This is a genomic window from Porphyromonas sp. COT-108 OH2963, assembly GCF_000768895.1.
Taxonomy (GTDB): Bacteria; Bacteroidota; Bacteroidia; order Bacteroidales; family Porphyromonadaceae; genus Porphyromonas_A; species Porphyromonas_A canoris.
Genome location: NZ_JRAP01000007.1, coordinates 33,888 through 48,761 on the forward strand (window position 1 = coordinate 33,888; position 14,874 = coordinate 48,761).

The window sequence follows — 14,874 nt, forward strand, 5'->3', positions numbered from 1 at the left end:
GTATATCTTTCTTCCTTTTTTATTCCGGTCAGCAGCTTTTTTCAAAACCTACTTCTACAAAAAAGTCATCCCGTAAGAGATGACTTTTCTTCTTTTGGAGAGTAGAGCCTAACGCTTGAACTTTCGGGACACAAGCTGTACCACGTTATAGATCTCTCTGATGTCATTCATCTCTATCTTGATGTCTTCAAACATCGGATTGAGAGATGAGAGTACAAAGTATCCTTTATCTATGTTTTGTTCTTTAATAGATTTAAGTACCAATCCCTCTGAAACAGTTACAAAAAGAAAGTAGGGCCAATGATGCGTGTGCAGCTTCGATAGCCAATATTCCGGTTTGATGCTTCGGCAAAGTAAAATATCTTTATCGAGGATGGAGTTCATAGATCCATCCGTCATAGAGTCGCCCTTGACCTCAAATAAGAGATAATGCCCAAAATACTTCTGATCCGCCAATACAGGTTTATGCTCCAAACTTTCCAAAAAAACTTCGTCTTCATACGAATTGAGTTTTCCGGCATAGGCGTGAATAGGGACAAAAGGGACATACATCTGATGTACATTGTCATAGAAAGTGGCATTGCTCCTCAGGTATTCTCGTTTAGAGTCGTCGATGTTAGGGATAGCATCATTCCACTGAGCGTTATAGATAGGTCCGCTGCCATGCAGCAGCCATAGTCTGCTATAGTATGGATAAGCCTCCAGAAGCTTGTCGCAGGTCTTTTCGTGTGGGATACTCTGCCTTTTTGAGATACGATAAAGCGTTGTTTGAGAAATACCTGAAAGTTTTTGAGCTAATGTTTGATAATTCTCCCCTTCCTGCTTCATAATGTAGGTAAAACGCTCACTACGTGTGGCTCCTTCCTTAGAAGATTTTGCGGTGTAAGGCTGTGGCGTTTGTGCCAAAAGCATCTCTCCCACTCCTTCCATAACCCATGCCTTAGAGAATGTACCCGGAAAAACGCTCAAAAAAGAGTCTATAAACTTTTCACTAAGAAAGCGAGAAGAGTCGTGAAAAGCTGAGCGCACACTTCCCGGAGGCAGAGAAAGCCTGTCTGCCAACTCCTTGAGGCTGGGAACCTTGCCCTCTTCTTTAAGGTATGTAAGGCAGGTCCGCATACGCTCTTTTCGTTGTAGGATATGTTCGGGAATAGAATTAAGCACTTTTTGTTCCACTATTTTTAAAATTTTTTCTCTGCTCTATTGAGCAAGACAAATATAGCTATTTATTCTATAAAGTATTATCAATCAAAGCTATTACATTCTTTTAGGTCTTAATATCTAAACTAATAAGAGTACAAAGTATTACTAATGTAATAAAAATATATCCGTACTATGTATTGCATAATTCATTATGATATTATACCTTTGCATCAAATACCAAACATCATGATACAGATAAAAGATCTACACAAAACCTATCCGGGAGTTCAACCACTACATGTACTTAAAGGTGTCAGCCTTGAAGTGGAAAAAGGAGAGATGGTTGCCATAATGGGCGCGAGCGGTTCAGGCAAAAGTACATTGCTGAATATACTCGGTATCCTGGACACTTACGATGAGGGATATTACAGACTCAATGGAAAACTTATCCAAAACTTATCCGAAAAAGAAGCTGCAGCCATACGAGGGAAAGATGTAGGATTTGTATTTCAGAGTTTTAATCTCATTCCGTTTAAGACTGCTGCGGAAAATGTTGCACTGCCTCTGTTTTATCAAGGAATCGGGCGAAAAGAAAGAATAAAAAGAGCACACGAATACTTGGATAAAGTAGGCTTGCTGGACTGGAGTCATCACAAACCGAATGAAATGTCCGGAGGACAGAAGCAACGTGTAGCTATTGCAAGAGCTTTGATCTCCAAACCATCTGTCATCTTAGCGGATGAGCCGACAGGTGCATTGGATAGCACTACGACCACAGAGGTGATCAACTTACTGAAAGAGATCAATGCTTCGGAAAATATGACCATGATCATTGTAACGCACGAACGAAGCGTGGCAGAAGAAACCCAACGTACCATATATATACGTGACGGGCTTATCATCTAATCTTAAACAATACAAGATATGATCTCTTTCTTTCAAGAGTTATTCCACTCTCTACGGAACAATAAGCTAAGAAGTGCTCTTACCGCATTCTCTATTGCTTGGGGAATCATCATATTGATTCTTCTCTTGGGTTCCGGAAAAGGAGTTGAAAATGGAATTCGCAAAACAGCGGGAGAGTTAGGACAGCTTGAAGCAAATGTCAAAGTCTATCTATGGAGTACGGAAGAGCCTTATGCCGGTTATCAGGCAGGCAGGTCTCTTTCTCTCAAACCGGCACAACTGGATCTCCTGAGAGAGATGAATAAAAATATTTTCTATGCCATAGAACCGGTGCAAGATAACTTTACAAGAATAAGTACAACCTATGGTGTTTGCGATGCGAAGATAACAACCCTTTCAGTTGCAGAGCGTGAAAAGAACTCCGAAACAATAGTAATGGGGCGAACGTTCACTCCTCAAGAAATGAAAGAGGGACAAAAGGTGATTCTTTTATCCGAAAAGGATATTCTTAAAATCTTTGCCAATAAGGACGAGTGTCTAAACAGCTCTGTTCTTATAAATGGTATAATGTTTAAGGTTATCGGAGTAAGACAAGACATAGATGCATACAGCAGAGGAACTCATAAGATCCCTTTTGCTACTTATGCCAATACGTATCCGAACAATGTCCTCTCTTTCTCAACCCTTATGGCTTATCCACATCCCCACATATCATCAGAAAAGTTGGCAGACTACGAGGATGAGTTTCGATCTCAGATTTGTAGGATTGTAAAAGCATCCCCTGACGATTACGGAGCCATGTTTATAGACAATCCGTCTCAAAACGCCAAAACAATACAGAAAGTCTTTTCAGGTATTCAAATGTTGCTTTGGGTTATAGGTATAGGTACGCTGACAATAGGAGTTGTAGGGGTATCAAATATTATGCAGGTAACTGTACAGGAACGCTTCAAAGAGATTGGAATTCGAAAAGCACTCGGAGCAAAACCTTACAATATATTGGCACTTGTCTTGGGAGAGTCTATTATACTCTCTGTCTTTTCGGGGATGATCGGGCTTCTTGCAGGAGTTGGGTTATTAGACCTGATCGGAGATCTTTTTGAGCGAAATGGTTGGGGTAAACAAATCATTCCCAATGACAATAATGATATGTCAATGTACATATTTTCCGACCCTCAAGTGGATCTTCAAATAGCATTCGGAGCACTCATTGTTCTCATTATTGCCGGTATCGTAGCTGGGTATGCTCCTGCAAGAAAAGCGATCAAAATACCTGCTATTGTGGCAATGAGAGATATGAAATAATGGTGTGAGATATAAAGATATACAGTTATGATACACTTTTTAGACAAAGAAAGACAGACCGAAATATGGTACACCATACGCACCAATAAGCGTAGAAGTGTAATGACTTCCATGGGTGTCTTCTTCGGGATGTTCATCTTTACAGTACTGCTAAGCATAGGTATCGGGATGGAGAATGGGATGAACAGACAGATAGAGTCCGTTTCGAGCAACCTCACAGCTTATATGCTCTCCACCACCACTCGCCCCTATCAAGGATATAAAAACAATAGAAGGCTGGAGACAACCTATGATGATTATTTGCAAATCAAAAAACAGAGCAAGACACTAAGCAACGTGGTCTGCTCCATGATCTGGGAAAATCAGAACGGAGGCTGGATGAGTACGATAAACTCTACTCAAAAGAAAGGCAGAGGCTATATGATGGGTGTCTCAACAGGATACTTGGAAGAAAACCGCCCGACATTGATTGCGGGCAGGCTTCTATCGGATAGAGACATAGTGGATAAGAAGAATGTCTGCGTCATTGGAATGAATGTCTTAAAATCTCTCTTCGACTCTCCGGAAGATGCTTTAGGCAAACACATTTTTGTTTCAGGAATGTCTTTCCGGGTGATTGGAGTAACAGGGGAAGCGAACATGCAGGTTTTTGGCCCTAATTCGGCATACTCTGCTTATATTCCCCTTCCATTCGTGGCAAATGATAACCCCGAAGCAAATGTTCTTTTATTGGGAACGCCCAAACAGGATATTTCGGAAGAGGAAGTAAAAGAGGAGCTTTTCTCTTATTTCTCAAGAAAGTACCACATCCATCCGGAAGATAAAGATGTGCTTATCTCTGCCGGGATGAGAATCATCTTTGGTCTCTTCGGCATGATTACGGGAGGCATAAAGATCTTAGTCTGGCTTATAGGGATGGGAACTCTCATTACCGGTATCATCAGTGTTTCCAACATTCTTTTGGTAACGGTAAGAGAAAGACAGAGAGAGATAGGAGTGCGCCGAGCTTTGGGAGCCAAGCCGAGAGATATATTCGAGCAGTTTATCTTGGAATCTGTTTTTATCATCTCTCTTGCAGGCTTTACCGGCTTATTCCTTGGTCTGCTTGTAGCTCTCGGCATCGGAAGTGTGGTAGAAAATATAAACGGTATCAGAGAGTTTATCGTCTCGCCTTACCCTCAGCTTCATATCCTGATCATTTCAATACTTATTGTCTTGGTCTCCGGTATTCTTGCCGGCCTTCTTCCGGTTTACAAAGCCCTTGAGGTGAAAGCCATAGATGCAATAAGAGATGAATAAAACAAATCACATACTATTATAATCCGAATACATTAAACACAAAAACATAAACCATCATGAGCAAGAAAAAAAGAGTATTAAAAGTGATACTGGGCGTTGTGATTGCCTTAGTAGTCATCTCTGTTGTAGGAACCATTATTTCCAAAACCGGGAACAAGACTGTTGCCTACGAAACCCTAAACCCAACCACCAATGACACTGTGGAGCTGAACACGATCCTTACAGGAAGTATCGAGCCACGAGATCTTGTCCTCATCAAACCTCAAATGACCGGTATCGTTGCCGAGCTTTTGAAGCAACCCGGAGAGATGGTACAAGCCGGAGAGCTTGTGGCCCGCATTGCGATGGTCCCCGATATTGCCACCGTACAAAATGCACAGGCAAGAGTCGAAACAGCGCTTATACAGCTGAATCAGGTAAGAGAAGTTTACGAGAGAGACAAATCTCTTTACGAGCAAAAAGTACTTGCCACAGAACGATTCCAAGAGAGCAAAGCCGCTTTTGATCGTGCAACCATCGACTACAACTCTGCCAAAGAGACTCTCGAACTGGTAAGCAAAGGATCCAGTGCATCCACCAAAAGCTCCAACAACACCCTTGTACGCGCCACCGTTTCGGGTCTTATCTTGGAACAACCCGTAAAGGTCGGTCAGAGCGTCATACAGTCCAACAACTTCAACGAAGGTACCACCATCGTAAGCATTGCAGACCTCAAAGATCTTCTCTTCATAGGTAATGTGAACGAAAGCGATGTGGCAAAGATCAAGGTGGGCGCCGATGTTACCATCAGAATAGGAGCAATGCCGAAGAAGACATTCCCTGCGACAGTAGAGTATGTATCTCCCAAAGGTGTGCAGACATCCGGCTCTGTAATGTTTGAAGTAAAAGCTGCTCTGGACAAAACAGACCTGACAGGCATACGTGCCGGTTTCAGCAGCAATGCCGAAATCATTTTGGAAAGGAAAGAAAACGTGATGACCATCCCGGAAAAATGCGTTTACTACGAAGGCGACAAAAGCTTTGTCTACGTCTCCAAAGGGGGTAGCAAAGAAGAAGACTTTGAAAAGAAAGAAGTTCAGCTCGGAATATCGGACGGACTCAAAGTGGAAGTCCTTTCCGGTCTGACCGAAAATGAGATCATAAGAGGCAATAAGAAATAAAGATTTTAAGCACAAGTCATGAAACCGACATACCTTTTCAGAGAGACCAACGCTCCTTTTTCCAAAAAACCTCGCCCCCTTTTCAAGAGCTCTTTATTGCTTTCCTCAAAAAGCTTTAGAGCTTTCTCCAAAAAGCTTTATTGCTTTCTTCAAAAACCTTTAGTGCTTTTTCAAGAAACCTTTAGTGCTTTTTCAAGAAACCTTTATTGCTTTTTTAAGAGACCTTTATACCTGCCATTTTTCTCCCTTATTTTGGCTCTGTTTTTACCCCTGAATCGGGCAGAAGCTCAGGAGAAAAAGCTGTCGGAATGTATCGAATATGCCAAGCAGCACAGCCCTATGTTGATAAACCTTCAAAACAGGATAGATGCCATCGAGATCGAACTGAAAGACTCCAAGATGGCATTCACCCCCAATCTTGGCGGGTCTGTGGGAGAATCCCTCTCCTTCGGACGCTCTCAAGACAAATCGGGAGTGTTCAAAGATGTCAGCTCCGGTAACACGTCATTCTCCATTGGAGCCGGGCTATCGCTGTTTGAAGGTGGAGCCCAATGGTATCACTACAAGAAAAGCAAGCTCGCACACGAGCAGACACCATTCATCATACGAGAAGCAGAAGACAGAGTTGCCCTAAAAATAGTGGAAGGCTACATCAACCTGCTTCTTGCCAAAGAGATCGTACAGGTTGCGGAAGAACGCCTTGCACTGACAATGAAAAACCTGAACGAAACAGAAGCTCGCGTGAAGGCAGGAAAGCTCCCGGAATCCAAGCTGATGGAACTCCAAACCCAAGCAGGATCGGACAAGTTGAGCGTAGCAGAAACCAAAGCCGATGCAGAAAGAGCTAAAGCCAACCTTCTCTTCGACATGGGAGCAGGCAAAGATCCCAACATCGACATCGCGACCACTTCTGCCGAAGAAATCCTCGGACGTCTTCTCCTGAGCGATGCAGAGACAAAAAACTTCAACTGGGTCTCCCCCACCATCGCTCTAGCACAAGGAGAAGTAGACAAAGCCGAATATGACATCAAACGCGCAAAAGCCGCTCTTTGGCCCTCACTCTCCATGAATGCCGGATACAGCAACGGATACTACTTCTCTCTCGATAAGAATCTCAAAGGAGTGAACATCCCGTTTGCAGATCAGATGAAAAGCAACGGACGTACATACATAGGACTGTCTCTAAACATCCCGATATTCTCGAAAGGACAGATCAGAAGCGGTATCAAGCGTGCAACTCTGCAAAAACGGCAGATGGAGAACGACCTGAAGATAAAGCAGGCAGAAGAAGAGCAAAACATATCTCTGGCAAAAATAGACCTGAACAAATCCATCGAACAGCACAAGCAAGCCAAATCCAACGAAGAATATGCCAAAGAGAGTCTTCGCCTTGCAGGATTGGAGTTTGATGCGGGGAGGATTAGCAGCTACGAATGGGAGATCGTCAAGAATAAATATGCCGAAGCAAAAGCCACGCATATCCGAGCTATCTACAACCGCTTGATGCGTACCATCACCCTTAAATACTTCAATACGGGAGTGATAGATCTTTCTCTTGCAGAATAAAAATTAAAAACGTACCTTTGTGCCTGATTTCCTCCGAGTTACGCGTAGCTCACGGGAGGAAGCCGTACAAATCAATTATTCACATTCTTAATTTTCAAAATTAATGGCAACTAAGATTAGATTGCAAAGACACGGTCGCAAGGGTTATCCCTTCTACAGAATCGTGGTGGCAGATAGCAGAGCACCGCGTGACGGTAAATTCATTGAGCGTTTGGGTACTTACAACCCAAATACCAATCCTGCTACAGTGGATTTGAACTTTGAAAGAGCATTGTATTGGCTGAACGTAGGCGCACAACCTACAGACACTACAAGAAACATCCTCTCAAGAGAAGGTGTTCTGCTCATGAAGCACCTCCTTGGAGGTGTTAAGAAAGAGAAGTTTACTCTTGAAGAAGCACAAAGACGTTTTGACGCTTGGAAAGAAGCAAAGGTAAAAGGCTTCCAAGCAGAGCGACAAAAGCTTGTGGAAGCAAAGAACGCTGAAGCAAAGCAACGTCTTGAAGCAGAAAAAGAAGTAAACAAGGCTAAAGCCGAAGCTCTAAGAGAAAAGAAGGCTGCAGAAGAAAAGGCTAAACAAGAAGCAGCAAAAGCTGCTGCTGAAGAAGCCGCAGCTGAAGCAGAAGGCACAGCAGAAGAAGTGGCTGCTGCTGAAGAAGAAGCTCCTGCAGAAGCTTAATCTCAGAGTTTATCTCTCAACACTCGAAGCTATTTAGAGAATAGAAGCTATTCTAAATAAATAGAGCCACAAAGAGGCTGTATCAAATGCAAGTTTGGTGCAGCCTCTTTTTTTTATTCTAAAAAGATTAGGTACTTTCCTCGAAACCTTTAGTGCTTTTCCCCGAAACCTTTAGTGCTTTTCCCCGAAACCTTTAGTGCTTTTCTCCAAAACCTTTAGTGCTTTTCTCCAAAACCTTTAGTGCTTTTTCCTGAAACCTTTAGTGCTTTTTCCAGAAACCTTTAGTGCTTTTTCCAGAAACCTTTAGTGCTTTCGGGAAGAAAAACAAATCATTTTTTCTTGGATCGACACTTTTAATTTTGTATTCTTGTGGAGATTATACTCTTCAAGAAGAACATATCACCTTGAATGCCAATGAAAATATTCGACATATTTAGTAGGACCACTAAAAGAGAATTCCTTCCAATTGCCTTTTATTCAGAATATAAGATAATGGGAAAATCAGCTAACCCTAAGGATTTCCCTAAAGAGTTTTTCGATAACATTATCTTAATGACCAAGCGTCTTCATAAAATGGGCATATATACGGAAGAAGAAATAGTCTGTTTTTCTATTCCCAAGATGCTTGAGATGTTAGAACTAAAAGGAATACTTTCCGGAGTTTCACTATCTACGCTAGACACAGCACAGGTTCTCTTTGGAGAAAACTATGCAGGATGGCGGTATAAAAATGAAGAAGAGAGCCCCTCTTCCCTTTATCTTACACCATTGCAGCTGGCTTTTTATCACAGTAAGAAGCCTGACAATTATTTTCTCTCTTTGACGAAAGAAGGGCTTGACTTAAGACAGAATAAAGTTTCCGTCACCAACAGACATGACGTAGCCAATAACCTCCGTAAGACCAAAGGTATAAAGCTGGGAATAAAAGGTATGGCGGAGCTGAGAGCAGCATATCATCTTTTATTCACTCATCTTAAATATCAGATGCTTCTGAAGATGAATAAGCTCGGTTACCTGTCATTTATGGAGAATATCACGGCTCATTTTTGTCCGACAGAAGATCAAGAGGGGTTCATATCCTATGCGAAGCAATATTTTGCTTTGAACACAGAAAAAAGAGAAGAATATCCTTTGGCGCATGATGCACTCTCTTTTCAAGATTTTTTCTACACGCTTTTGGTGAGACAATCTCTCGGAATAACACTAAGAAAGCATTCGTTTGCCGGTATTATCGAATGGTTGGAGAAAAGAACGAATATGGTTTTTAACACTCAAAAGGTGTGCTCAGACCATTTTGACTTGCTAAACCATGCTTCAGACATTCTTAAGCAGAAAGGGTATTACCTGTGGCTCCTGATCAAAGATAACCTTTTGGAAGAAACCATGATTTTACTTACCCAAGAAAAACATCTCTCTAAAATTGAGACGAACTTAGGTTTTGAATTAGTGCCGTTTAGTGCGGATTTGATAGGTCGTTATGAAGAAGATATTCGTCATGAAAGGAAGGTTCGAGAAGTTGCAAAAGAGTTTTACAATGCTATCGGCGTCTACGATATTGACAATATGATGATGAACATCATAGGAACAAAAGTCTTAGATTGGCAGCTTTTCAAGAACGATCATTTGATGTTTTTCGATAGTGATAATGATATTGGTATCGAATATCTGTTAGATGCACTGCTGTCAAAACACGGATTATCCTATATAGTAGAAGAAAAATCCAATGATGGGTTTACTTTGGATGAAATATTCTTCCAGGATCATGAAGATGTCAATCCGTATGACAGGGTTATTCTCTATGCCGGTCCTATCAGAAAAAAGGGCTACTTGCTGTTTTCTTTAGAGACCGGCTGTGATATGTATCATTTTGGCATCATTGAAAATACACCGGAAGCAAAAAGAAGGCTTATCAACTCCCTGAACAAAGTTATGGGATGTGATGAGTTTGAAAACTATGTCATATTCGATACAGAAGAGAAAAGGCTGTTCATCAATCTTCTTAACGACATAAAGTGGACATTGGGCGACAAAAATCTATTCACGGAGAGAGAGGTAAGAGAGACGTTTTACAAAGAAAATTCCGACGTCATGACTCCCCAACAGGCGGATCAGTATCTATCAAGGATTTCATTAGTAAAACCTGAAATAGCTATATGTGTCGAAGATCCGGACGGTAAAGAAGTTGACATTATAATAAAAGCAGAGAATGGAGTCCATTTTACAAACTCAAACCTGCTGTTACAACTACACCAAAAGATCTTCAACAACAAAGATTTTAGAGACCTTTTCATGGAGAGCAAAACGGTTACTTTTGGGCTAAGGTTAAGTATAAATAGAGAAAAATATTATTTGTATTACGACTGCTCTATATAGTTCATAATGCCGTAAAGGGGAAACAGATAAGAGGCTTTAAGACCTTAATGTACTCACAACACATAAAGAGCCGGCAAGATACTTGAGAGCAAAAACAGATACTTCACCAACTTCCGCTATCTCGATAAGATGCTATACATAAAACCATGGCGATAAGAGAAAAACTGAACATCGTTTTCAAACCCTTCTTAACAGCCCTCTTCGGGCTGATGATCGGCTACTCACTCATACATTGGGTACTGTTTATCAGGCTCGGAATCTTTCAGCTGAATGAGAACATCACAGAAACACTTCTGCCTATTATACTTGCCGGAATAGTAACAAGACTCTTCATCCATAACAAAGTCAAAGCATTGCGCTTACGAGTGCCTTTCATCTATTCCCTCATTGCATGGTTCAGTCTGACAATTCCTACCATAATTGCACAGAAATATATGGTTACAGCTACCGGTAAGCTGACCACACTACCCTCCGTCGAAGAAATTCATGCGCATGAATCTACCAAATACTACAACATCGACTCATATCATATCAATACAAAAGCCAAATACTATCACACCACGTATGACATAAGCGGGAGAAACTCGGAACATTTCAATATGTATCTGTATGTTCTCATGCCCATATACAAAACCTCGACAGATGTTTCTCCTCATACTCCTTCCGCATGGCTGGGTATCTCTTATAGAGATCGTGTTTCCAACAGAATGAGCCATGAAAGAAAGGAAGAGGCATTCAATCAATTCATCAGACAGAACCGGATTCAAGTAGAACAAAAGGATTTTTTCTCATTCCCCTGCTTTGAACGAATTGGTAAAACATCCGAAGATTTCAAGAACTTCCAAAGTCTTCTCAACCGGAATGATCTTGGCATATCTGACGCTGTGATATTGGTGGGCATGAGTGAACCATACGAACATAGAAACGGGGATAACCTGAAACGTCTGCTGACGGCTGTTCTCATCGTAACGCTGTTATGGCTCCTGATGTCCATCATACCCAAAGTAAATGACAAGGAGTTAAAGAGAATCAAAGCCGGGAAACCGGATAAGATGGAACAGATAATATGGAAAGAAAACCTCCTCTCCGCAATACCTCACAAAGGCTTCTTTATTACGCCTATTCTTATCTACATCAACATTGCGGTATTCCTGTTGATGATGTTTTTCGGAGCAGGATTTTTCTCCTTTCAGGCAGATGATCTGATAAATTGGGGTGCTTGCTATGGTCCCATGGTGCGTGATGGACAGTGGTGGCGACTGCTTACAAGTATTTTCCTGCACAGTGGTATAACACACCTGATAGCCAATACAGTCTGTCTTGCCATCATTGGTATAGACATTGAAAATAGAATAACGCGTTCTCAATATCTGTTTATCTATCTGCTTTCGGGGCTTATTGGGAGCATAACAAGTGTACTGTGGCACACTCCTCCGGTCGTGGGTATTGGAGCCTCCGGTGCCATATTCGGCCTGTATGGAGCGTTTATTACCCTGATACTGACCAAAACTTTTTCATCAACTTCTGCAAAATCTCTGTTGATAGAGTCCGCTATCTTCGTTGGTGCAAACCTGTTGGTGGGAATAACTCCCGGTATAGATAATGCGGCGCATATAGGAGGATTATTGGGCGGAGTGGCACTGAGTCTGATCTTATCTCCATTCATTAAAAACCGGAAACAAGGCAGAGAACTTGATCTGTAAACTTTTTAGAACAATGTTTTGGGAGAAGAAAAGTCGATTTAAGGCATTAAGAAAAGAGATTTAATATGGTCAAAAAACAGCATAACCGGAATAAAAAATTAAAAGCAGGCTTGGAATCGTAAGAACCAAGCTTTGATAACCAAAAAGCAAGGCTTGATTGATACCAATCAAGCCTTGTTTCCTAATATATTTCGGCGTTATGCCAACTTATTAACATGTTAGAAAGAACTTCTAAAGCTATTGAGGAGTATTTCTTATCATGTATCTTTCAGCTTCTCTTCTCAATCTCTTTAGCCGATGAGTATGCTTACGCTCCTGCGTAAATAAGATAGAGCGTATAAGCCACATATATAAGGAACAGGACTGCTCCTTGCCAACGCTTGATCTCTCCCGGAAACAAGAACTTTGCAAAAATCCAGACAGCTGCCATAGAAAGGATTTGCATCCAAACATCTATGTTGGTGAAAGAGAGCCCCGACATCGGTTTGATAACAGCCGAAGTACCTAAAACGATAAAGATGTTAAAGATATTGCTTCCAACCACATTCCCTACCGCAATCTCAGGTTTACCTTTCATTGAAGCTACAATAGAAGTAGCCAATTCGGGCAAGGATGTTCCGGCTGCAACCAAAGTAAGTCCGATGACTGCTTCACTCACACCCAAGCTCTTGGCTATGAATGTAGAAGCCTCTACAAACAAATGCCCACCATATATCAGAGCAGCCAGTCCTCCTACGATATATACTATACTTTTCCAAACAGGCATGATTGCAATAGACTCCGCAGAGGGGATATCTTCTTTTATTCCTTCTTTCAGCTTGCTCTTTCTGTACTGCTGGGAGAGCCATACAGTATATATAACAAACGCCAAACCCATGATAAGCAGCAACAACCCTTCTATTCGAGTAACATCCTCGACAGCACCGGGAGCCCAAGGTGCCCAAACTATTAAGGCTAACAACACAGCAGCAAAGAGAGCAAAAGGCATCTCCTTATTACGTGTTGTCTTACCAATAGCTACGGGAGTAATAACAGCTGTTAGCCCCAGTATAACCAGAATATTGAAGATATTACTTCCCATTACATTTCCAAGAGCAATATCGTTACTTCCTTTCAGAGCAGAGATAATACTTACACTCAGCTCCGGAGCCGATGTGCCGAATGCAACAACGGTAAGCCCTATCACCAGATCGGAGATATTAAACCGTTTAGAAACAGCAGAAGCCCCTTCTGTGAGCCCATTTGCCCCGACAACTACAAGAACAATTCCGGCTATCAATAAAAGTATTTGCAGTATCATTAATCTATCTCACCTATTTATTGTAGAAGACTCTTACGATTGTGGCAAAAAGAATTTCCTCCTCTATAACGCTGTTCGAGTACATCTTGGAGCTTTTCGCGTAAAGGCTCTAAATCTATATACTCCAACACATCTGCCATAAAGGCTATGGTCAAAAGCATCTTTGCCTCCCAATAAGGGATACCACGCTGACGCATGTAGAAAACAGCACCATCGTCTATCTGTCCGACAGTCATACCATGAGAACACTTAACATCATCCGCATAGATCTCTAACTGTGGTTTGGAGTACATGGTGGCTTTACCTGAAAGATTCAATCCCCTATTGTTTTGGTAAGCTTGCGTTTTTTGTGCATCCTTTGCCACGTAAATTCTTCCCGTAAAACTACCTACGGCGGTATCATCCATAGTGTACTTGAACAGCTGATCACTATGGCAGTGAGGGACTGAGTGATTGACCCAAACATAGTTGTCCGCTCTCTTGCTGCCATCCAATACGACAAGACCTGCAGCGGTAAAGCTGGAGTGTTCTCCCTCTATGTAACCATAGATATTATTACGTGTCTTGCCATTGGTTAATGTCAGAGGACAAACCTTTGCCGTGGCATTTGCAGCAAGATGGTAGTGCGCATTGGATATACGAATATGATCCTCATGTGTCTCCTCCATATCGTATAGAGTGAAAGAGGCAGAGTTTCCAACATAAACCTCCAACAAGGTATTATTGACAGAAGAAGAGTCCGCAACGGAATGATCACAAATAAGAAGAGAAGCTTTTGCTTTATCTTCTACGATCACCAACACTCTGGAAGAAATCAGTGCATTTTTATATCCACCGCTAAGCATGATGAGCTGAATGGTCTGCTCCAGCTCCACACTCTCAGGAATGTGAACAACAAATACGTCTTTTGCAAACAGAGTATTGAGAGCCGCCAATGTATTGCGCTCCATATCCGCTATCTTTCCGTAGTATTTCTGCAATATATCCGGATGTTTCTCAGCAAATTCGACTATGCTTCCTATAAAAACACCTTTCTTCAGGGCTTCGGTATAGCTTCCATCGGGTGTTGCTCTATCTTCTTGAGGAATGGAGTACACTTCATCATCGTGCATGTAGAAGCGTAGAGGGGCTATCTCTCCCATGCTGCAACGGCAAGAGCAGTATGGGTTTGCTTTATTTTTCAGTGTGGAAAGCTTTATGCCCCAATCTTTTTCTAAAATAGCTTGAACATCGAATCTTTTGTAGTCTTCACTCAAACTCTTGGGAAGACCATGCTGTTCGAGAATATTCAATGCCTCTTCTCTCCTCAAATTCATCACTTCCGGAGAGTTGGAGTTGCATAAATCCTTATATTTCCGATAGAAGTCTATGTATTGCGCGACATATCTATCTTCCATCGGAGTAGTTGTATTACTGATTCTTGTCATGGTATCTTGCATA

The 14,874-nt window shown here is 41.7% G+C and carries 11 protein-coding genes; 8 read left to right on the forward strand and 3 right to left on the reverse strand.

From position 1 onward, the window contains the following. Nucleotides 1–108 precede the first annotated feature (108 nt). Nucleotides 109–1,164: a helix-turn-helix transcriptional regulator gene (locus HQ39_RS02975; protein ID WP_152565493.1), complete on the reverse strand. Its 1,056-nt coding sequence runs from the start codon at nt 1,162–1,164 to the stop codon at nt 109–111. Nucleotides 1,165–1,389: 225 nt separating this feature from the next. Between HQ39_RS02975 and HQ39_RS02980 the strand changes: the two genes are divergently transcribed. From HQ39_RS02980 to HQ39_RS03015, 8 genes are all read left to right on the forward strand, one after another. Next, the gene (locus HQ39_RS02980) at nt 1,390–2,049 is read left to right on the forward strand and encodes an ABC transporter ATP-binding protein (protein ID WP_036788960.1); all 660 of its coding nucleotides are present in this window, start codon (nt 1,390–1,392) and stop codon (nt 2,047–2,049) included. Nucleotides 2,050–2,067: 18 nt separating this feature from the next. Further along, nucleotides 2,068–3,354 carry an ABC transporter permease gene (locus tag HQ39_RS02985; RefSeq protein WP_036863621.1) on the forward strand — a complete coding sequence of 429 codons (1,287 nt, stop codon included), beginning with the start codon at nt 2,068–2,070 and terminating at the stop codon, nt 3,352–3,354. Between the two features lie 27 nt (nt 3,355–3,381). Next, complete coding sequence (locus tag HQ39_RS02990; protein ID WP_052079387.1) at nt 3,382–4,653, forward strand: ABC transporter permease; 1,272 nt, start codon at nt 3,382–3,384, stop codon at nt 4,651–4,653. A gap of 56 nt (nt 4,654–4,709) precedes the next feature. Then, entirely contained in the window at nt 4,710–5,813 is a 1,104-nt protein-coding gene (locus HQ39_RS02995; RefSeq protein ID WP_036863624.1) for an efflux RND transporter periplasmic adaptor subunit, read from the forward strand. An 18-nt stretch (nt 5,814–5,831) separates the two neighbouring features. Further along, complete coding sequence (locus tag HQ39_RS03000; RefSeq protein ID WP_052079388.1) at nt 5,832–7,379, forward strand: TolC family protein; 1,548 nt, start codon at nt 5,832–5,834, stop codon at nt 7,377–7,379. Nucleotides 7,380–7,482: 103 nt separating this feature from the next. Then, nucleotides 7,483–8,058, forward strand: coding sequence for a 30S ribosomal protein S16 (locus HQ39_RS03005; protein ID WP_036845060.1), 576 nt, complete (start codon nt 7,483–7,485; stop codon nt 8,056–8,058). A gap of 492 nt (nt 8,059–8,550) precedes the next feature. After that, nucleotides 8,551–10,431, forward strand: a complete 1,881-nt coding sequence (locus tag HQ39_RS03010; protein WP_152565494.1) for a hypothetical protein — start codon at nt 8,551–8,553, stop codon at nt 10,429–10,431. Nucleotides 10,432–10,577: 146 nt separating this feature from the next. After that, entirely contained in the window at nt 10,578–12,134 is a 1,557-nt protein-coding gene (locus HQ39_RS03015; RefSeq protein ID WP_036863630.1) for a rhomboid family intramembrane serine protease, read from the forward strand. 307 nt (nt 12,135–12,441) lie between these two features. Here the strand turns inward: HQ39_RS03015 and HQ39_RS03020 are convergent, their stop codons facing one another. Together HQ39_RS03020 and sufD are read right to left on the reverse strand one after the other, a co-directional pair. Continuing rightward, a complete protein-coding gene (locus tag HQ39_RS03020; protein WP_036863853.1) occupies nt 12,442–13,428 on the reverse strand; it encodes a calcium/sodium antiporter in 987 nt (328 codons plus the stop codon). A 23-nt stretch (nt 13,429–13,451) separates the two neighbouring features. After that, nucleotides 13,452–14,861 (reverse strand): Fe-S cluster assembly protein SufD, encoded by a 1,410-nt coding sequence (gene sufD / locus HQ39_RS03025; RefSeq protein ID WP_160216102.1) that lies wholly within the window; start codon nt 14,859–14,861, stop codon nt 13,452–13,454. Between the last annotated feature and the right edge of the window lie 13 nt (nt 14,862–14,874).

Excerpts from the sequence above, each read along its gene's own strand:
- HQ39_RS02980 (WP_036788960.1), top strand. The coding sequence starts at position 1,390 with ATGATACAGATAAAAGATCTACACAAAACCTATCCGGGAGTTCAACCA.
- HQ39_RS03000 (WP_052079388.1), top strand. The coding sequence starts at position 5,832 with ATGAAACCGACATACCTTTTCAGAGAGACCAACGCTCCTTTTTCCAAA.
- HQ39_RS02990 (WP_052079387.1), top strand. The coding sequence starts at position 3,382 with ATGATACACTTTTTAGACAAAGAAAGACAGACCGAAATATGGTACACC.
- HQ39_RS02985 (WP_036863621.1), top strand. The coding sequence starts at position 2,068 with ATGATCTCTTTCTTTCAAGAGTTATTCCACTCTCTACGGAACAATAAG.
- HQ39_RS03010 (WP_152565494.1), top strand. The coding sequence starts at position 8,551 with ATGGGAAAATCAGCTAACCCTAAGGATTTCCCTAAAGAGTTTTTCGAT.
- HQ39_RS02995 (WP_036863624.1), top strand. The coding sequence starts at position 4,710 with ATGAGCAAGAAAAAAAGAGTATTAAAAGTGATACTGGGCGTTGTGATT.
- HQ39_RS03005 (WP_036845060.1), top strand. The coding sequence starts at position 7,483 with ATGGCAACTAAGATTAGATTGCAAAGACACGGTCGCAAGGGTTATCCC.
- sufD (WP_160216102.1), bottom strand. The coding sequence starts at position 14,861 with ATGACAAGAATCAGTAATACAACTACTCCGATGGAAGATAGATATGTC.
- HQ39_RS03015 (WP_036863630.1), top strand. The coding sequence starts at position 10,578 with ATGGCGATAAGAGAAAAACTGAACATCGTTTTCAAACCCTTCTTAACA.